Source organism: Bradyrhizobium sp. (assembly GCF_004799445.1).
Classification (GTDB): Bacteria; Pseudomonadota; Alphaproteobacteria; order Rhizobiales; family Xanthobacteraceae; genus Bradyrhizobium.
Map to the genome: position 1 here is coordinate 146,155 of NZ_SSNA01000198.1, position 19,914 is coordinate 166,068.

At 61.6% G+C, this 19,914-nt stretch carries 18 protein-coding genes; 5 read left to right on the forward strand and 13 right to left on the reverse strand.

Annotated features, from left to right (window positions below; all coding sequences use genetic code 11):
• The first annotated feature begins 79 nt into the window (after nt 1-79).
• The 3 genes from E8A46_RS25375 to E8A46_RS25385 all read left to right on the forward strand — a co-directional run bounded on the left by E8A46_RS25375 (nt 80) and on the right by E8A46_RS25385 (nt 2,672).
• Nucleotides 80-1,423 (forward strand): L,D-transpeptidase family protein, encoded by a 1,344-nt coding sequence (locus E8A46_RS25375; RefSeq protein ID WP_291567073.1) that lies wholly within the window; start codon nt 80-82, stop codon nt 1,421-1,423.
• A 147-nt stretch (nt 1,424-1,570) separates the two neighbouring features.
• Nucleotides 1,571-2,392, forward strand: coding sequence for an enoyl-CoA hydratase (locus tag E8A46_RS25380; RefSeq protein ID WP_291567075.1), 822 nt, complete (start codon nt 1,571-1,573; stop codon nt 2,390-2,392).
• A 106-nt stretch (nt 2,393-2,498) separates the two neighbouring features.
• Complete coding sequence (locus E8A46_RS25385; RefSeq protein ID WP_291567078.1) at nt 2,499-2,672, forward strand: hypothetical protein; 174 nt, start codon at nt 2,499-2,501, stop codon at nt 2,670-2,672.
• A 783-nt stretch (nt 2,673-3,455) separates the two neighbouring features.
• On the opposite strand, the gene E8A46_RS25390 is transcribed toward E8A46_RS25385, so the two are convergent.
• The 3 genes from E8A46_RS25390 to E8A46_RS25400 all read right to left on the reverse strand — a co-directional run bounded on the left by E8A46_RS25390 (nt 3,456) and on the right by E8A46_RS25400 (nt 7,003).
• Nucleotides 3,456-4,535, reverse strand: coding sequence for an isocitrate/isopropylmalate dehydrogenase family protein (locus tag E8A46_RS25390; protein ID WP_291567080.1), 1,080 nt, complete (start codon nt 4,533-4,535; stop codon nt 3,456-3,458).
• Nucleotides 4,536-4,666: 131 nt separating this feature from the next.
• Entirely contained in the window at nt 4,667-5,731 is a 1,065-nt protein-coding gene (locus E8A46_RS25395; protein WP_291567082.1) for an alcohol dehydrogenase, read from the reverse strand.
• Nucleotides 5,732-5,797: 66 nt separating this feature from the next.
• A complete protein-coding gene (locus tag E8A46_RS25400) occupies nt 5,798-7,003 on the reverse strand; it encodes a CaiB/BaiF CoA-transferase family protein (RefSeq protein WP_291567084.1) in 1,206 nt (401 codons plus the stop codon).
• A 194-nt stretch (nt 7,004-7,197) separates the two neighbouring features.
• On the opposite strand from E8A46_RS25400, the gene glgA reads away from it, so the two are divergent.
• Nucleotides 7,198-8,613, forward strand: coding sequence for a glycogen synthase GlgA (glgA, locus tag E8A46_RS25405; protein WP_291567086.1), 1,416 nt, complete (start codon nt 7,198-7,200; stop codon nt 8,611-8,613).
• A gap of 47 nt (nt 8,614-8,660) precedes the next feature.
• On the opposite strand, the gene ccoS is transcribed toward glgA, so the two are convergent.
• The 10 genes from ccoS to E8A46_RS25455 form a co-directional block, all read right to left on the reverse strand.
• A complete protein-coding gene (gene ccoS, locus E8A46_RS25410) occupies nt 8,661-8,825 on the reverse strand; it encodes a cbb3-type cytochrome oxidase assembly protein CcoS (protein ID WP_291567088.1) in 165 nt (54 codons plus the stop codon).
• A complete protein-coding gene (locus tag E8A46_RS25415; RefSeq protein ID WP_291567091.1) occupies nt 8,816-11,017 on the reverse strand; it encodes a cation-translocating P-type ATPase in 2,202 nt (733 codons plus the stop codon). Before E8A46_RS25415 ends, ccoS begins: the two co-directional genes overlap by 10 nt.
• A gap of 12 nt (nt 11,018-11,029) precedes the next feature.
• The gene (locus E8A46_RS25420; protein ID WP_291567093.1) at nt 11,030-11,530 is read right to left on the reverse strand and encodes a FixH family protein; all 501 of its coding nucleotides are present in this window, start codon (nt 11,528-11,530) and stop codon (nt 11,030-11,032) included.
• A gap of 20 nt (nt 11,531-11,550) precedes the next feature.
• Nucleotides 11,551-13,014: a cytochrome c oxidase accessory protein CcoG gene (gene ccoG, locus E8A46_RS25425; protein ID WP_291567095.1), complete on the reverse strand. Its 1,464-nt coding sequence runs from the start codon at nt 13,012-13,014 to the stop codon at nt 11,551-11,553.
• 109 nt (nt 13,015-13,123) lie between these two features.
• Entirely contained in the window at nt 13,124-13,996 is an 873-nt protein-coding gene (ccoP, locus tag E8A46_RS25430) for a cytochrome-c oxidase, cbb3-type subunit III (RefSeq protein WP_291567097.1), read from the reverse strand.
• 7 nt (nt 13,997-14,003) lie between these two features.
• Nucleotides 14,004-14,168 carry a cbb3-type cytochrome c oxidase subunit 3 gene (locus E8A46_RS25435; protein WP_291567099.1) on the reverse strand — a complete coding sequence of 55 codons (165 nt, stop codon included), beginning with the start codon at nt 14,166-14,168 and terminating at the stop codon, nt 14,004-14,006.
• Between the two features lie 12 nt (nt 14,169-14,180).
• Complete coding sequence (ccoO, locus tag E8A46_RS25440; protein ID WP_291567101.1) at nt 14,181-14,915, reverse strand: cytochrome-c oxidase, cbb3-type subunit II; 735 nt, start codon at nt 14,913-14,915, stop codon at nt 14,181-14,183.
• Between the two features lie 11 nt (nt 14,916-14,926).
• Nucleotides 14,927-16,576, reverse strand: coding sequence for a cytochrome-c oxidase, cbb3-type subunit I (gene ccoN / locus E8A46_RS25445; protein ID WP_291567103.1), 1,650 nt, complete (start codon nt 16,574-16,576; stop codon nt 14,927-14,929).
• Between the two features lie 223 nt (nt 16,577-16,799).
• The gene (locus E8A46_RS25450) at nt 16,800-17,231 is read right to left on the reverse strand and encodes a CBS domain-containing protein (protein WP_291567153.1); all 432 of its coding nucleotides are present in this window, start codon (nt 17,229-17,231) and stop codon (nt 16,800-16,802) included.
• 37 nt (nt 17,232-17,268) lie between these two features.
• On the reverse strand, nt 17,269-18,102 hold the full coding sequence (locus E8A46_RS25455) for a universal stress protein (RefSeq protein ID WP_291567105.1): 834 nt from the start codon (nt 18,100-18,102) through the stop codon (nt 17,269-17,271).
• Between the two features lie 290 nt (nt 18,103-18,392).
• Here E8A46_RS25455 and fixL point away from each other — a divergent pair, with 290 nt between their 5' ends.
• Nucleotides 18,393-19,913, forward strand: coding sequence for a sensor protein FixL (gene fixL / locus E8A46_RS25460; RefSeq protein ID WP_291567107.1), 1,521 nt, complete (start codon nt 18,393-18,395; stop codon nt 19,911-19,913).
• Nucleotide 19,914 lies beyond the last annotated feature (1 nt).

Genomic DNA, 19,914 nt, shown 5'->3' on the forward strand with positions numbered 1-19,914 from the left:
CCGATCCCGTCCGGCTCCGCCGGCCAAAGCTGTTGATTTGACGCCGCCGCCGTCGGCGCATCCCGGGGGGACATCACCCATGCGAAGTATGACCATCATTGCCATCGCCGTGATGCTTGCGGCCGCGCCGGCGCTCGGCCAAAGCGCGGGGCAAGCCGGCGCGGCACCGCCCGCGGCCGGGCCGACAACCGCGGCGACGACCGGGGCAAATTCGGCGCATGTTGCGCCCGCCAAGCCTGCGGTGGCCGCGTCCACCCCTGAATCGCGTTCCGCCGCAGCCTTGGCGCTATCGCACGAGCCGACCTTCGATGAAGGAACCGCGCAGCGGATCAGGGAGGCCGCGCTGAGCTATTCGGATCTGGCGGTGCGCGGCGGCTGGCCTGTGATTCCAGCGGACGCCAAATTCGCAGTCGGCGTAGCGGGACCCCACGATGAATTGCTGCGCCAGCGTCTGATCGTCGGCGACGATCTTGCGGCCGACAAGGCATTCGGACCGTTTGACGAGGTGGTCGCCGAGGCCGTCAAGCGCTTCCAGGTGCGCCATGGCCTTGCCGCCACGGCAACGGTCACCCCGCGCACCCTCGCCGCCCTCAACGTCCCGGTTCAGAAGCGGATCAGGCAGCTAGAGGCCTCGCTCGAACGCATCGAAAACATGAATTTCCAGTTTGGACAGCGTTACGTGGTCGTGAACCTGCCCGCGACCTTCGCCGAGGCCGTCGAAAATGACAAGGTGGTGCGGCGCTATCGCGTGATCGTCGGCAAGACCGAAAAGCCGTCGCCGACGCTGACCGCCGAAATCACCGGCGTCGTGCTCAACCCAACCTGGACCGTGCCGTCATCGATCGCGAAAACCGAAATCTCGGCGCATATGCGCAAGGATCCGAGCTACCTTTCGCGCATGCACATGGACGTGCTCGACGGGCATGACAATCCGATCGATCCCCATGCAGTGGATTGGTCCGGCACGCACGCGCCGAACTTCACCGTGCGCCAGCAAAACGGCGCGTTTAACGCGCTGGGCGCGGTCAAGATCGACATGCCCAATCCCTATTCGGTCTACATGCACGACACCAATCAGCGCAATCTGTTCAGCGACGACTACCGTTTCGACTCGCATGGCTGCTCGCGGGTCGACAATGTCCGCGACCTCGCGACCTGGCTGTTGCAGGAGGAGATGCCGAAATGGAACCGCGTCGCGGTCGACACGGCAATCGCCACCGGCCAGCATCAGGAGGTCGCCTTGCCGAAAAAGGTTCCGGTGGCCTGGATCTACCTGACGGCATGGATGACCAGGGACCAGACCATCCAGTTCCGCAACGACATCTACGACCAGGACGAACAGCTGCTCGAAGCCACCGCCGAGGAAGCGGCCTTCTTCAACCAGGCCGGCAGTCATCCGCTGACGGCGCATCTGGCGCGGTAGGGCGGGCGCGGCGACGGCCAGCCGGCCCGCAACGATAAATCTGGAGTTAGGCGATCCTGCTCTTTCCGAGCGTACCGCCGTTGCGGTAACGGCGAAGCAATGCTTCAGTGCAGCAGCATCGAGACTCCATCCCCGAAAGCCGCACCCATGCTTGACGTCGCCAAAACAACCGACAAATCCTATGCCGATGGCAGGATCCTGCAGAGCGTCACCGACGGCGTCGGCGTCATCACCTTCAACAACCCGGACAAGCGCAACGCCATGTCGCTCGACATGTGGGAAGGGCTGGGCCACGCCTTGATTGAACTGCGCGAGGATGCCGACGTGCGCGTGGTGATCCTGACCGGCGCCGGCGACAAGGCGTTTATGTCGGGCGCCGATATCAGCCAGTTCGAGAAAACCCGGCACAACGCGCAGGCTTCGGAAGAATATTCGAAAAAGAGCGCCGCGCAGCGCGCGCTGCTGGCGGACTACCCGAAACCGATCATCGCCTGCATCCGCGGCTTTTGCCTGGGCGGCGGCATGCAGGTCGCGATGGCGGCGGACATCCGCCTCGCCTCGGAAAACAGCCAGTTCGGCATTCCCGCCGCCAAACTCGGCATCGCCTATGGCTATGACGGCCTCAAGCACCTGGTCTCGCTGGTAGGTCCGTCCTGGGCGCGGCTTCTGATGTATACGGGCGTGCGGATCGATTCCGCCGAGGCCCTCAGGATCGGGCTGGTCGATCGCGTGGTGGCCGATGCGGAATTGTGGAACGCGACCACCGAGATCGCCCGCACCATTGCCGGCAATGCGCCGCTGGCGGTTCATGCTGCCAAGATCACCATCGCGCAGGTGTTGAAGGACCCCGACGCGCGCGACATGGACGCGATCAAGGCGATCGGCACCGCCTGCATGAACTCGGAGGATTTCCGCGAGGGACGCACCGCGTTCATGGAAAAGCGCAAGCCGAAATTCAAGGGGCGGTAGCGCGGCCACTTATGCCGCCCTTATAAAACAGCGCGCCGTTCCAAATTGCATTTATAGGGCTCGGAGAGCATCTGATAGCTTAGTCGAAACTACTTCGAGCACGACGATGAGGCATATTTTCTGGCGAGTGGCCACGGCAGGCGGCTGGCAGCAGGCGCGCCGGCGCTGGCGACACCTGCGCGATCGGCACGGCAACGCCAGCAATCCCTACTCGCCGGTATTGTCCATGGGACTGCTGTTGATCATCGCGGTGTTCGCGTTTGCTGCGGTTCCCGCATAACGCCAACGCTGACACGGACAACGCGCTGATTTGCGCTGCCGTCCAGCCCCTTTTGCAAAAATATTCTGATTTTCCGAATACCCAAATCACCTCTATAACCACCGCCGTCCCGTCCCACAGAGGGGCGGCTCGCGATCGTCACGGACGCGGGGCGGGATGCGATGGACGCGAATGCGCTCTTGACGAATGGCGCTTGATGCGGACGGCGAAGTCGTGTGGTCCTGACGCCTCGGCGCTGGCGTCAAGTTGGCGGAGGTAACTTCGCCAGTGACGGTGTCAATAAACCGATCACCGGGGAGAGCACGAAATAAGCCGCAAAACCATTGCGCGGGGAATGCCGGGTGTTTCCGGTGTGGCCGCGGTGACTAACGCGCGTGTTTACTACACTACACGCGCGGCTGCGGGCGCTCCGGGCGCCCGGCATTCCCCGCGCCCTCTGAATGAGAGGGCGGGACGTTTGAGAGCAAAACTCGGGCCGATCGCGCCGCGAGATCGCGAAGCTGTGGCTGGTGCCATGACGCTATTCGAAAGCTTAATCTGTACCCCGTACGCGATTGCCGTAAGGTGGGCAAAGCCGCATTTTCGCCCCGTGCCCACCTGTCGATCCAAACTAAAATGGTGGGCGCGCTTGCGCTTTGCCCACGATGCGTTTCTCGTTCGTCATTGCGAGGAGCAAAGCGACGAAGCAACCCATTCTTTCTTGTTGTGGTGCTATGGATTGCTTCGCGGAGCCTGTCATCGGGCGCGCATTCGCGCGACCCGTTGGCTCGCAATGACGGCCCCCTACAACGCCTCCAGCACCGCCCTGGCGATATCCGCGGTGCCGTTGCGGCCACCGAACTCCATCGGCTTGATGCCGTCGGCATAGACCTTGTCGACGGCGCGTTCGATCCGCTCACCGGCTTCCGCCGCGCCCTCGAGGCCGTGCTTGTCGGCGAGCCAGTCCAGCATCATCGCGGCGGACAGAATCATGCCGGTCGGATTGGCCTTGCCCTGCCCCATGATGTCGGGAGCGGTGCCGTGGCACGGCTGAAACACCGCATGATGATCCCCGACGTCGGCCGACGGCGCCATGCCCATGCCGCCGATCAGGCCCGCCGTCATGTCGGAGAGGATATCGCCGAACATGTTCTCCATCACCATGACGTCGAAGTCCCAGGGACGCTTGACCAGCATCGCCGAGCAGGCATCGACATAAAGGTGGTCGGCCTTCACTTTCGGATGACGGTGAGCGGCCTCATCAAACATCTCGCGAAAGAACGCGAACGCCTTGAACACATTGGCCTTATCGACGCAGGTCAACGCGCCGGGCCGGCCGCGCGCCTTGCGGCGTTCGGCAAGCCTGAAGGAAAACTCGAACAATCGCTCCGAGGTCTTTCGGGTGATGACCAAGGTCTCGCGCGCATCGTCATGGGTAACCACGCCTTTTCCCATCGAGGCAAACAGGCCTTCGGTGGATTCCCGGATCACGACCAGATCGATGCCGCGCGCATCGGCGCCCACGATCGGGCTCGGCACGCCCGGAATGAGACGCGCCGGACGCACGCCGGCATAAAGGTCGAAATGGAAACGCAGCTCGACCTGCGGCATGATTTCGGTGTTGTCGGGATAGCGCACCGACGGCAGACCGCAGGCGCCGAGCAGGATGGCGTCGGCCTCGTCGCACAGCCTGACCGTCGAGTCCGGCATCGACTTGCCGGTCTCGCGATAATGGTTGGCGCCGGCCGGCGCATCGGTGAAGCGAAACTTCAGATCGGTGGTCGCCTCGATCTTGCGCAGGACTTCAAGCGCCGGCGCCATGACTTCGGGGCCAATGCCGTCACCGGCAAGCACGGCAATGTGGAGCGCATCGTTGGCTGACATGGGGTTTCCTTGAATGAGTCGAGAGAATAATGACCGTCATTGCGAGCGAAGCGAAGCAATCCATGGCACCGCAAAAAGAAAGAACGGATTGCTTCGTCGCTTTGCTCCTCGCAATGACGGTGGAAGGTGATTTACGGCGTCAGCACCGCGCGGCCGACCAGCCTGCCGTTCTGCAGATCGATCAGCGCCTGATTGGCTTTCGCAAGCGGCATCGGTGTCACCGGGATCGGCGCGATCTTCCTGGCGCGCACGAGATCGAGCAACTCCTGGGTCTCCCGGAGATTGCCGACATAGCTGCCCTGGATGGTGATGGCCTTGATCGGTATCAGCGGCAATGCCCACGGCGCGCCGCCGCCGAACAGGCCGACGATGACCAGCTTGCCGCCCTTGGTCAGGCAGTCGAAGCCGAGCTGCGTGGTCTTGGCATTGCCGACCAGATCGATCACGGCGCGGATCGGCCCGCCGGCTTTTTTGGCCAGCTGTTCCAGCGCGTCGGGCGCCGAGCCATCGACGGTCGCGAGTGCGCCGGCCTGCTCGGCCGCTTCGCGCTTGCGCGCGTCGATATCGACGACGATGGCACCCTTGCCGCCCATCGCCTTGAGCAGCGACAGCGCCATCAGCCCCAGCCCGCCGGCGCCGAAAATAACGATCGACGTGTTGAAGGCGGACTCCACTTTCTTCAGGGCGCTGTAGGTGGTGACGCCGGAGCACGCGTAAGGCGCGGCCGTCACGGGATCAAGGCCCTTCAGGTCCAGGAGATATTTTGGATGCGGCACGATCATGTGGTCGGCATAGCCCCCATCGCAGTAGACGCCGAGCGAGTTGGGCTTCAGACACATATTCTCGTCGCCGGCGAGACAGGTCTCGCATTTGCCGCAGCCAAGCCAGGGATAGACCAGCGCGACGTCGCCGATCTGGAGGCCGACGGCGTCGACCTTGGCCTCGGGTCCGAACGCCAGCACTTCGCCGACGGTCTCATGCCCCATGGTGCGCGGCAGCGACACGCCGCGATCTTTCAAGGAGAGCGGTTTTCGTCCATGGCCGAGATCGTAGCCGCCTTCCCAGATATGCAGATCGCTGTGACAGACGCCGGCCGCCTTCACCTTGATCAGGACCTGCGTTCCCGACGGCTGCGGCGTCGGCTGATCCACCTCTTTCAATGGGGCATTGAAATCGGCGACCTGGAAACTCTTCATCGCTTCTCTCCCGTCGATGACTTGCCTTTTCACATAGGCTGGAAACACGCGCTCCGGCAAGCCCGCTCAGCAGCGCTCGACCAGCGGCGAACGTCCGACCAGGGTCGCGATCTGATCTTCGGAAAGGCCGCTCTGGCGAAGCAGCGAAACCGTATGTTCCCCCAGCGTCGCGGCGCGCTTTCCCGCAGCGATACGGGTTCCGGACATCTGGAACGGCAAATTCATCACCTTGAACGTACCGGCTCCGTCTTCCACCTCGGCCAGCGCGCGGCGATGGGCGATCTGCGGATCGCTCAATGCTTCGGCTACCGTGCGATAGGCGGAACAGGGAACGCCGTGCGCATTCAGCTCAGTGAGGCATTTTGCGGTCGTGATGGTGCGCGACCAGGTCTCGACGCCGTCCATCAAATCCTTCCAGTGGTTGCGCCGATCGCCATATTTCGCAAAACGAGGATCGCCGATCCATTCCGGATGTCCGGAAGCGCTCACGAGACCCTGGAACGTCTTTTCGCTGGCGATCGCCACCATGACATATCCGTCGGCGGTCTCGAGCGGGCCGAACATCGGGCGGCTCGCCGGCGTCACCGCAAATTGCGACCACTGCACTTCGTTCAGCGTCAGGCTGAGCATCGATTCCAGCATCGACACATCGATGTGCTGACCTTTCCGGCTGTGCTCGCGCTGGTACAGGGCCGCCGAGATGGCGCCAAAGGCATAGACACCCGTGAGAACGTCGGCGTGATAAATTCCGCAGTAATCCGGCCGGTTTCGGCCAGGCTGGTACGACATATGGGCCACATCGTAACCCGCGGCGGCATGGATGACCGGCGCATAGGCCGGCAATTCCGCCGACGGCCCGGTCTGGCCGTATCCGGAAATCGAACAATAGATCAGCTTCGGATTGAGTGGCTGCAGCGAGGCGTAATCGAGCTTCAGTCGCCGCATCACGCCGGGGCGGAAATTTTCCACGACGATGTCCGAAGCCGTCACAAGCCGGCCAATCGCGTCGACCGCATCGGGTGATTTCAGATCGAGCACGAGGCTTTTCTTGCCGGCGTTGAGCTGGCCGAACACGCTGCTGAAGCCGTTGCGAAGCGGCGGACGGGTTCGCATCGTCTCGCCTCCAACCGACTCGATCTTGATGACCTCCGCTCCCATGTCGGCAAGCATCCGCGTGCAATGCGGGCCGGCGATCGTGGTTGAGAAATCGAGAACGCGGAGGCCCTGGAAGCTCCCTGTCGTATTGCCCTCATCGTTTCCCGCTATGGTCATTGTAGAACTCCATTCGGCCTGCGTAGCTTCGGCCACGGCCGTAACCCTAGATTGGGCTTTCCCGCCGGGAAAGCATTCTCCCGGGCGTCGGCGTCCGAACCGCCAGCGGCTTCGAACGGGCCTCCCGTCTAACCCAAGGAAAAACTGGAACTATTCTTGCATAGCTCGATTAGCACTCGGTGCGAGGGCGTTTCTTGAGGGTATTGTTCGTCACCACGGAAATGGATGACTTCGTCCGGGTGGGCGGCCTCGCAGCCGTTTCAGCAGCCCTCCCCCGGGCACTGCGCCGCTGGGGCGATGTCCGGATTTTGCTACCGGGATATCGTGAGGTCGTCGAACAATTCACGCATCTCGAAATCGTTGGCCAGTCAGCGGCTTTGGCGGAAATGCCGGCCTGTTCGCTCGGGCTCGGATCGACCAAAGACGGCCTGCCGGTCTACGTCCTGCTCTGCCCGCAACTGTATGACCGTCCCGGCAACCCCTATGGCGATGCGGCGGGCCGCGACTGGCCCGACAATGACGTACGCTTCGGGCGATTTGCCTCCGTCGCTGCCCAGCTCGCAGCAGGCACTCTGGACAAGAATTGGGCAGCCGACCTGGTTCACGCCAATGACTGGCAAGCCGCACTGGTGCCGGCCTACCTCGCCTGGAACGCGGTCAAGATCCCCACCATTCTGACCATCCACAACCTGGCCTATCAGGGCCTGTTCGCGAAGGAATCGCTGCGACGGATCGGTGCCCCCGAGGACTCCTTCCATATCGACGGCCTTGAGTTCTACGACAAATTGTCCTTCCTCAAGGGCGGCATCGTCTACGCTTCCCATCTGACGACGGTCAGCGAGACCTATGCCAGGGAGATCACCACCCCCGAACTCGGCTGCGGGCTCGAGGGTCTGCTTCGCCGCCGCTCCGACGCCGAGCAACTGACCGGCATATTGAACGGCATCGACGAAAGCTGGGATCCCCGCGTCTGCGCCCAGCTTGCCCATCCGTTCGGTGCGGGAGACTGGGAAGGCAAGCGAGCCAACTCGGATTACGTCCGCCAGCAATTTGGCCTCGCAGTGTCCCGCGGTCCGATCTTCGGCCTTGTCGCCCGTCTCGTGCACCAGAAAGGCATCGACCTTGTGCTTTCAGCCGCGGACGAGATCATTGAGGCCGGCGGCCAGATCATCGTGACCGGCAGCGGCGAGCCCGCGATCGAACAGGCACTGATCGAGGCGCGCCGCCGCAGGCCGGACGCGATCGGAGTCATCATCGGATTCAACGACGGCCAGGCGCGGCGGATTTTCGCCGGCAGCGATTTTACGCTGATGCCTTCGCGCTTTGAACCATGCGGGCTGAGCCAGATGTACGCGCAGAGGTTTGGATCGCTCCCGATCGGCCATCAAACCGGCGGGTTGGCGGAAACCATCACCGACGGCGAAACCGGCTTCCTGTTTCCTCAACCATCGACCGAGTCCTTCCTCGGCGGCATCCGGCGCGCGTTTTCGACCTTCGTCGCCAAGGATCGCCTCGATTTGATGCGCCGCCGCGCGATGTCCCGATCCTTCAGCTGGGATATTGCGGCAGCCTGCTACGGCGCGCTTTATCGGAAAGCTGTGTCGCCGTAGACGCGATTGCCGCAGATCAAGCCGCCGATCCGGAATGCGATTGCCATTCAATCCGGCGGAGGGTTCGGCGCCGGCTCGTCATCCGCGATGGCGCGCCAGGCGGCCCCCTCGAGATCGTCGTACTGCCCGCTCTTCAGCGACCAGAGAAATCCGAGCAGGCCGACCAGCCCGAGACCAAGCGCCAGCGGCACCAGGATGACCATTACTTCCATGACGGCCCTCCATGCGAGACGCGGCGCGCCCGAAGCGCGTTCAGCATGACCAGAAGCGACGAGCCGGACATCGCTGCCGCTGCGATCAGGGGCGTCACCACCCCGCTGATCGCGATCGGAACCGCCAGAGCATTGTACCCGACCGCAAGCCAGAGGTTCTGTCGCATCAGACGCAGCGCCTTGCGCGCGAAATCGATGGCCGCGACCACCGGGGCCAACGGCTTGCCGAGGAAAACCAGATCGGCCGTCGCCTGGCTCAAATGCGCCGAGCTGATCGGTGACATCGAGACGTGCGCCGCAGCCAGCGCCGGCGCGTCGTTCAGCCCGTCGCCGACCATCATCACCTTGAATCCCCTGCCTTTCAGATCTTCGATGCGAGCGATCTTGTCGGCCGGTGTCACCCCCGCCCGCCACTCTGCCACCCCAAGCGCGCGCGCCGCGGCCAGAACCGCCTGCTCCCGATCGCCCGAGAGAATCTCAACCGCGATGTTGCGCTTTTTCAGTTCCGAAATCATCGCGCCTGCATCCGGGCGCAGCGCCTGGCGCACGGAAAACACGTAGTTCGCTTCACCGAAGCTGAAAGCAACGATGGACGCTTCCGGATCGAGGCCCGCGTGGGCTTCCGCCAACCGTTCCGCCCCGCAGAATGAGGGCCGTCCAAGCCGCACCTCTATCCCGCCGATTTGGCCGCGCACGCCTTGCCCGGGCTCTTCGATCGCACCCACCAGCGGCGATTTTGCGTTTGAAGCCCGCGCCACCGCGGCCGCGACCGGATGATGGCTCGCAAGCGCGAGCTGTCCGGCAAGCGAGAGTGCAAATTCGGGGATATCAGTCCCGTTGACGACTTCGAGATCGGGTAAAGTCAGGGTTCCGGTCTTGTCGAAAATGACGTGGTCGACATCGGCCAGACGTTCGATGGAGTCACCGGAATTGAGCAAGACACCTGCCCTGAACATCGCACCGGACGCAACGGTCTGCACGGTAGGAATGGCCAGACCCAGCGCGCAGGGACAGGTGATGATGAGAACAGCGACACCTGTGACAATGGCATCGTGCCAGCTCGCACCAAACAAGACCCAGCCAAGCACAGTCAGCAAAGCGGTCGCGTGCACTACCGGCGCGTAGAGGCGTGATGCCCGGTCGGCAAGGCGAACATAGCGCGAGCGCGCCTGCAACGCATTGTCGAGCAGCCGGGTGATCTCCGCCAGCAGCGTGCCTTCCGACGCTGCGGAGACCCGAACGCGCAACGTGCCCGATATGTTGAGCGAGCCGGCATAGACCGCGGTGCCGGCGTCCGCCGCGACGTAGCTGGTCTCGCCCGTAATCAGGCTCTGGTCGATCTCGGACCGCCCTTCGATGACCGTGCCATCGACCGCGCAACGCTCCCCCGGGCGCAACAGGACGATGTCGCCAGGGTCGATGGCCGCCACCGGCACTTCGGAAATCTCATCGGTCCCGACGAACTTGGTGGCGGTCTCGGCCTTGAGCGCGGCGAGATTTCCGGCGACCGCCCGCGTTCGCCGCCGCATGCTTTGATCGAGATAGCGCCCGACCAGCAGAAACGTCAGCAGCATGATCGCCGCATCGAAATAGGTGTGCTCGGCATGGTGCACGGTCTCGACGACCGACAGCGCAAGCGCAAGCAAAACACCGATGCTGATCGGAACGTCCATATTGACATTGCGCGTGCTCAACGCCCGATACGCCGATCGGAAGAAAGGCTGGCCCGCATAGGCCGCGGCCGGCAGCGCGATCAGCGCCGACAGCCAATGAAAGAAGTCGCGCTGTTCGGGGATCATGTCGCTGACGTTGCCGGACCACACCGGAACCGAAAGCATCATGACGTTCATCGTGGCGAATGCCGCGACACCGAGGCAGCGCAACAGAAAGCGCGACTGCTCGCTCTCCGCGGCCTCCGCACTGGCGGTTTCGAACGGGTAGGCCTTGTATCCAAGCTCGGCGAGCCGGTCGATGAAGTTGGCGGGATCGAGTGCGCCCTCCTTCCATTCCAGCGCGACGCGGCGGTCGGTGAGGTTGACGCGTGCAAGCGTTACGTCAGGCAGCGCCGAGAGCCCGCGTTCGATTTTTGACATGCAGCCTGCGCAATTGACGCCCTCGACCGCCAGATCGATGTGCTGCAGGCCTGAGCCGATATCCTTTACAAAGTGCGAGAAGTCGCGCGTCGCTTGCATGATGCGGCCCTTCTAATTCAACAACACGCGGTTTTTCGACAGGAACATCCGCTGTCCGGCGGCATCGCCTTCGAGAACCAGATCCCATTGTCCCGGCGCGACCAGCGGCGCGCTCCCGCGATAAATGCCGCGTCCTACTTCCCCGAGCTCAACCGGCCGATCGGCCCGCCGGTCGGTAGGCCGCTCGAGACGGCCCTGAAACTTCAAGCCCGATAGCAGCGCGCCGCCATTGTCGCGGGCCTCGACCTGCAGCGTCGCGCCGCCCTCCGGGCCACGCTGAATATGCGCGTCGACCCGCCAGTTTCGCGTGTTCTGATCGCGAGCTGCCGCGATCTCCTTCTCGTAACCGAGACTCGCGCTATAGGCGCTGTCCACCTCGGTCCCCGGCAAGGTGTCGATCGCGAGCTTCATCAAGAGGAAGTTCACGCCAAACACCACGCCAAAGAACCCAATCAGCACAAAGAGCACAGTACGCCCGGTCAACGGCTTCGGTGAAACAAGCGGCCTGTTCATACAAAGCTCCTTTGGGATTTTCACGGGGAGACGAAGTTGTCGGTCGCCGATGCAATCTCGCCCAGTCCGATATCGGTTACGCGGAATTTCACGGGGATCGATTTTTCGAGGTTGTCTTCGGAGGGCGCGGTAACCAGAACCCTCAGTTCGGTGGTGGCGTCGCGGCCGAGGATGATCATGGGTCGGTCCGGCGTGACGGAATCGGCACCGACAACGTGGACGGTTGCGTTGTTGGGGCCATCGATGTCGATCGCCACCACGCGGTCGAATGCCCGCTTGTTCAGGAAGCGAACCGTGTAGGCGTTGCGAATTGAGCCGTCGCTCAGCCTCACCGCAACCGGATTGCGGTCGTGCAGCACATTGACGTCGAGCAGCGACCGCGTCAGCAGCGCATACAGCATGATCGCGCCGACCCCGGCGATCATCGCGGAGTAGACCAGGGTGCGCGGTCTTACGATACGGTAGATCGGCGGCTTGCCGGCCTGGCGCCGCTGTATATTGATGTCGTTGTCGTATCCGATCAGGCGGGGTTCTCGGCCGACCTTTTTCATCACGGTATCGCAGGCATCGATGCACAGGCCGCACTGGATGCACTCAAGCTGAGCGCCGTCGCGGATGTCAATTCCGGTCGGGCAGACCGCGACGCATTGATAGCAATCGATGCAGTCACCGGCGGCTTCGCCGTGGGCCCGCAATTCGCTCGCCTTCTTCAGGGATGTACGCTTTTCGCCACGGTCGTATTTGTAGGTGACGTTGAGCGCCCACTCATCGGTGAGAGCGGCCTGGATACGCGGCCACGGGCACATGTAGACGCAAACCTGTTCGCGCATGAAGCCCGCGAGCAGATAGGTCGTCGCTGTCAATATCGCGATCCAGATATAGGCCAGCATCGGTGCCTGGAAGGTCACAAGCTCCTGGACCAGCGTCGGCGCGTCGTTGAAGTAGAGCACCCAGGCGCCCCCCGTCCACCACGCGATCAACAGCCAGATCGAATGCTTGAGCGTGATCTCCGCGAAACGTTCCAGTTTCATCGTGCCGCGCGCTGCCGCTTTCTGCATACGCTCGCGGCGGTCACCCTCGACCATGCGCTCGACGGCATAGAACAAATCCGTCCACACCGTTTGCGGACAGAGATATCCGCACCAGATGCGGCCGCCCAGTGAATTCATCAGAAACAGCGCAATGGCGGCGACGATCAGCAGCCCGGTGAAATAGTACACCTCCTGCGGCCACAGCTCGATGAAGAAGAAATAGAAGCGGCTGTTGGGGAGATCCACCAAGACCGCCTGACTTGGCGCGCCCAAGCCGCGATCCCAGCGCACGAACGGCAGCAGGTAGTAGACGCCGAGACAAAAGGCCATCAGGCCCCATTTGATGCGGCGGAATGTCCCCGAGACGCTTTGTGGATAGACCTGCTTACGCGCCGCATAAAGCGGCCCGTCGGCATCAAGTTCCACGGCAGCTGGGAGCACAGGCTGGTTCATCGGCGGGATTGATCTCGCATCCTCGCTTGAACGTAGACCCCACTTCAGACGCAGGGTTGATCCACCTCAAACAGAATCCAGATTCCAGGGTTCCCCTGCCCGCTGGCGGTCACTTTCCCCCGCCGAGCGAGTGAACATAGACCGCCATGACCTTGATGGTGGAGGGATCGAGACGCCCCACCCATGCCGGCATGACGCCGGTGCGGCCGTTGGTGATGGTCTCGACGACAGTCGCCTCGTCGGAGCCGTAGAGCCAGATCTTGTCGGTGAGATTGGGCGCGCCAAGTTCCTGATTTCCCTTCCCCGCGTCTCCGTGACACACTGTGCAGTTCTCCGCGAAGATTTTTGCACCAGCGCCCGCATCATATCCCTGCCTGGTGGGCAGGCCGGACAACGATCGAACGTAATTGGCGACCGTGACGATCTGCTCCGGCTTGAGGGTTCCATCCTTGCCGAAAGCAAGCATGGCGCTGTCGTGGGTCTTCGCATGCCCTGAGCGCACACCGAACTGAATCGTCTGCATGATCTGGTCGAGTGTGCCGCCCCAAAGCCAGTCGTCATCGTTCAGGTTAGGATAGCCCTTGGCACCGGCCGCGCCGCTGCCATGGCACGGCGCGCAGTTATCGCCGAACACCGTCTTGCCGCGGGCGCGCGCCAGCGCAAGCAACGCCGGGTCCTTTTCGATATCCGCGAGCGAGGCCGCGCCAAGCGCAACCATTTTCTCGCCGCGACTCTTCTCGAGGTTTGCGAGCTCAACGGCGACGTCCGCGCGGGACGAGTAATGCATCACGCCGGGCAAGTAGCTCGACAGCAACGGCCACGACGGATACACGACCCAGTACCCAACCGCCCAGATAATGCAGGCATAGAAGGTCAGCACCCACCAGCGCGGCAGCGGCGTGTTCAGTTCCTTGATGCCATCCCACTCGTGACCCGTGGTCGTTTTGCCGGAGACGTGGTCGAAATCGTTCTGCTCAGCCATGATCCTATCATTCCTCCCGCAACGGTATCTTCGACGCCTCGTCGAAAGCTGACTTGTTGCGAGGCCAAAGCGCATAAGCCACGATTGCCAGGAATATTCCGACGAAGATCGGGGTCCAGAATGTCGTGACAAAATTCGAGGTGAAATTCTGAACCGTCAGGATTGCGCGCATCGTTCTGCCTTCTCAGCGAAGATTGGCTTTTTCATTGTAAAGTTTGAAATCGACCAGTGTGCCGAGCACCTGCAGGTAGGCGATCAGCGCGTCCATTTCGGTGGGAGCGCCGGCCTTGCCGTCGAAATTGCGCACGACGGCTTTCGGGTAGCGCTTCGTAAACGCGTCCGCCCCGGCATTGTCCGGATCCGCCTGCGCCGTCAGATCGGCGACGGCATTGGCAATCTGGTCGTCCGTATAGGGCACCCCGACGATGCGGCTGGTTCGCAGATGATCGGCGATGGTCGCGGGATCAACCTCGGTCTGGGCCAGAAATGAATAACCGGGCATAACCGACTGCGGAACGATCGCGCGCGGATTGGTCAGATGCGTGACATGCCAATCGTCCGAATATTTGGCGCCAACGCGCGCAAGATCGGGCCCCGTTCGCTTTGATCCCCACTGAAACGGGTGGTCGTACATGCTTTCGGCGGCAAGCGAAAAGTGGCCGTATCGCTCGACCTCGTCGCGCAACGGCCGGATCATCTGCGAGTGACACAGATAACATCCCTCGCGGACGTAGATATTGCGGCCGGTCAATTCCAGCGGTGTATAGGGCCTGACGCCATCGACTACCTCGATGGTGCTCTTCAGGTAGAACAGCGGGGTGATTTCCACCAGGCCGCCGATCGCAATGACCGCAAGAATTCCGACGATCAGAACGATCGAATTCTTTTCGAAAATTTGATGCCGTGTCCAGAATGACATTGGTCAGCTCCTCATTCCGCCGGTTGAAGAGCGACTGGCGACTGCACTTCGGCCTCACCGACGCGCACCGTCATCCAGAGATTATAGGCCATGATCAGGGATCCGATCAGGAACAACGCGCCGCCCGCCGCGCGGATCATGTAGAAAGGATGCATCGCTTCGACGGACTCGATGAAGGAATATTCCAGGAAGCCGAGCGAGGTGTAGGCGCGCCACATCAGGCCTTGCAAAATACCGGACACCCACATCGCAGAGATGTAGAGCACGATTCCGATGGTCGCGATCCAGAAGTGCCAGTTGACGAGCTTAAGGCTGTAAAGTCCCTTGCGGTCCCACAACCAGGGCACCATGCAATAGAGCGCACCGAATGAGACGAATCCAACCCAGCCCAGCGCGCCTGAGTGGACATGCCCAATGGTCCAGTCGGTATAGTGGCTAAGCGAATTCACGACCTTGATCGACATCATCGGACCTTCGAAGGTCGACATCCCATAGAAGGCAACCGACACCACGAGCATGCGCAGCACCGGATCGGTGCGCAGCTTGTCCCAGGCGCCCGACAGCGTCATCAGCCCGTTGATCATGCCGCCCCAGGACGGCATCCAGAGCATGATGGAGAAGGTCATACCAAGGGTCTGGGCCCAGTCCGGAAGTGCGGTGTAGTGCAGATGATGCGGGCCTGCCCAGATGTAGAGAAATATCAGCGCCCAGAAGTGAATGATCGACAGGCGGTACGAATAGATCGGCCGCTCGGCGCGCTTCGGGATGAAGTAGTACATGATGGCGAGAAAACCGGCGGTCAGGAAGAACCCGACGGCATTGTGGCCGTACCACCACTGGAACATCGCGTCCTGGACGCCGCCCCAAACGATGTATGACTTCGAGCCGAACACCGACACCGGCACTGCGGGATTATTTCCGAGATGAAGCACCGCGATGGTGACGATGAAGGCAAGATAAAACCAGTTCGCGACGAAGATGTGCGGCTCCTTGCGCTTCACAAGCGTCATCAGGAACACCAGCAGATAGGTAACCCAGACAATCGTCAGCCACAGATCGGCGTACCATTCGGGTTCGGCATATTCCTTCGATTGGGTCACCCCGAGCAGGTAGCCGGTGCCCGCAATGAGAATGAAGAAATTGTAGCCGAGCACGACAAACCACGGCGCAAGATCGCCGGCCAAGCGAACCCGCGATGTCTTTTGCACGACATAGAATGACGTTGCGATCAACACATTGCCGCCGAACGCAAAGATCACGGCCGAAGTATGCAGCGGCCGCAGCCGGCCAAAACTGGTCCACGGCAGATCGAAATTGAGCGCCGGCCAGGCGAGCTGGCTGGCAATCAACAGCCCGACGGTGAAGCCGGCGATTCCCCAGAACACGGACATGACGGTGGCGAACTTGATCGGGCCCATGTTGTAGTTGGGCCGGCCGTTGATCTCCTGCGGCGGCAGCAAGGAAGGACGATCGAAATACCGGTTGAGGATGACAAAAACCGACGCCAGGCTCGCGGCCGCACCGAGCGCGGCATGGAAGCCGAATGCGACGTCGACGGCTTTGGCTGCGCCGATCAAGCAGAGAAAGGCAGCTGCCGCAAAGAATACCGCCAAGCCACTCTCACCAATGGTCATCGACTTCGAATTAAGGGGCTGGCTCATGCGGAATCTCTCTCAAGGACACGATTCAAAGAACCACAGCCTGGCGCGCGGCGATTTGATCGAGATCAACTTCATTCCACTGAAAATCGCCGCCAGAGCCGACAGGCTGCGACATTTGGATTTTCGTCGCCGACAGCAATGGCTTGGCGCGTACCGGGGTTTGGCAAAACCGGCCATTGGAAAGCTGTGGACGGCGGGGTCGCGCCGTCGGCCCGAGGCGGGTCTATGCGTCCCCTTGGGCAGAGGCGGCAAGCGCCTTGATGACATCCTCGCGGGCAATGATGCCCACCAGTCGATTGTCGTTGTCGATCGCGGGAATGCTCCTGATTCGGTGCTCGACCATGAGCTGCAGCACCCGCGTCAATTTGGTGTCGGCGCCGACGTAGATGTATGCCGACGTCATGATATCGGCGACGGTCCGGTTCATCAAATCATCATAGCGCGGAACCATCTGACTCGGCGTAAAGGCAAAGCACTTCAGCAAGTCAAACTTGGTCACAAGTCCGACCACTTGGCCGTCTGCTTCGACCGGATAGGTATTGAAATCGTCGCGCTCAAACATCTGGTTCAGATCACGCACCGTGAGTTCGCGACTCACGGTCGTGACCGTGCGCGTCATGTATTCGGCGACAGTCTGCTGGAGAAATCTGTACACGGCGCGATCCAATCGATCTTTGTTTGCAACCTGACTGCTAATGCGACAGCAACACGCAACGCTCGGTCTGTGTGATCAGATGTTGGGTCATGCCGCCGAGAACCATTTCGCGAAACCGCGAATGACCGTACGCGCCAGCGACGACAACTCCCGCGCCAACATCGGCCGCCATTGCGTCAAGCTGAACCGTCGCATCCCGGTCCTGATTCTGCTCCGCAACAAGCTCCGAGGCGGAAACACCGTGACGCGACAGCCACGTGATGACATCGCGGACCCGTGAGACAGCGAGCGGCTGGCTGCCGCCGGCTTCCACTATCTCTGCGACGGCGACGTCCTTGGCCTTGCGCAGCATCGGCAACGAATCAACGATCGCCCGCCTCGCTTCCGGCGTGTCTTTCCACGCCACGAGCATGCTTCGCAAATCGAGCCAATCGACGGAATCGGGCACAACGAGCAGCGGCCGGCCCGCCTCCATCACGAGGTCTTTCGGGGTGACAAGCGCGAACGGATCGGAAAACGCATCACTGTGTCCGCCGCTCACGATAATGTCGGCGCAACGTGCTTGCTGCAGCGTATATCGCGCCGGGAAGTCGATCGCGCAGCGCCATTCGATATGCTTGGCACGATTCTTTGTCGCCTCGCGAAATTGGGCTTCCAGTTCCGACATCCGTCTCTTGATCGATGCCTGACCCTGGTCGATCAGAGTCTGGGCTTGCTCCCCCGTAGTAAAGTACAGCGGGGGACTGAATACCGACGCCACAATTCCGATTAATCCGGCGTCGAACCTTTCGGCGATCTGGCCGGCGACGGCCAAACGGGCTTCATTGGGCTGATCAAGCGCCAAACTGACCATAACGGTCGCGTATGTCATCCAAGCTCTCCACGATTTCAAAGGAAATTCTAGGGCTGAAATCGGAAAGCAGGATGAGATAGATCAAAGTGCCAAAGCGCCGTAGAATCAACCGATCACGGGTCGGGCCCGGCTCGCCGAATTTTGGCCCCGGAAGAACTTGCATCCGCAACCCTGTTCGGCGAAATTATGTGTCCTTTACAATAGTTTGAGGCCTTTTCGTACGTCAATCTCGTGTAGGGTACCGGATCGAAACACGCCGGTTGAGATGGCGGGTGTAAAGTGAATTAAGCGGAACTGAAGGCTTGAGCGTGCCCGGCACAATTCGACGATCGCCAGACGACCCGGTCCGTAACGAGCATCTGAGGCTCCGAATCGAAGGATTTGGCGTCGGGACCTGGGACCTCGATCTCACCACTCAAAAACTGGAGTGGTCCGATACGGCCAAGGGCTTGTTCGGCGTCGCCCCCGATCAGCCGATCACCTACGGGCTGTTTCTCTCGCTGCTTGAACCGGTGGATCGCGAGCGCACCGAACAGGCGATCAAGAGGGTTACCGAGATCGGCGGCAATGTGGATCTTTCCTTCAAGATTGCTGGAAATGCCGGCTCCAGTCACTGGATTCGCACCCGCGGCGGCCTCGTCAGGGACGACACCGGCGCCCCGCGCCATATCAGTGGAATTGTTCTGGATATCGATGAAGAGAAGCAGCTCGAAGACGCCCTGAGAACGCGCGAGAGTCACCTTCGCTCGATCCTCGATACGGTGCCGGATGCCATGATCGTCATCAACGGATACGGCGTCGTGCAATTTTTCAGCACCGCGGCCGAGAGGCTGTTTGGCTATGCCGAACAGGAGGCCATCGGCAAGAACGTCAGTGAGTTGATGCCGATGCCGGATCGCGCGCGTCACGACGGCTACCTGGCGCGCTACCGTTCCACGGGCGAACGGCACATCATCGGGATCGGACGAATTGTGACGGGCATGCGCAGGGATGGAACGACGTTCCCGATGCACCTCTCGATCGGTGAAATGCAGTCCGGCGGCGTGCCCTATTTTACCGGATTCGTGCGCGATCTGACCGAGCATCAGCAAACGCAGGCGCGGCTGCAGGAACTGCAATCCGAGCTGGTCCACATTTCCCGCCTGAGCGCGATGGGCGAAATGGCGTCCGCGCTGGCGCACGAGCTCAATCAGCCGCTCGCAGCCATCAGCAACTACATGAAGGGCTCGCGCAGGCTGCTGGCGGACAGCGTGGATCCCAATGCGCCGAAAATTGAAAGCGCCATGGACCGCGCCGCCGAGCAGGCGCTTCGCGCCGGCCAGATCATTCGCCGTCTGCGCGACTTCGTTTCGCGCGGAGAATCCGAAAAGCGGGTCGAAAGCCTCTCAAAACTGATCGAGGAAGCCGGCGCGCTCGGCCTGTCGGGCGCTCGTGACCAGAACATTCAGCTTCGTTTCAACCTGAACCCGGAGTTCGACCTCGTGCTGGTGGACCGGGTTCAGATTCAGCAGGTTCTGGTCAACCTGTTTCGCAATGCGCTTGAGGCGATGGCGCAATCGCGACAACGGGAACTTATTGTAGCAAACGCCGGGGACGCGGATGACATGATCGAAGTTGCGGTGTCCGACACCGGATCGGGCTTCCACGATGACGTCCAGTCCAATCTGTTTCGGACGTTCTTTACGACGAAGGAGACGGGAATGGGGGTGGGACTTTCCATCAGCCGCTCGATTATAGAGGCCCATGGCGGCCGGATGTGGGCGGAAAGCAATGCGTCGGGAGGCGCGACTTTTCGCTTCACATTGCCCGCAGCAGCCGGCGAGAGTTGAC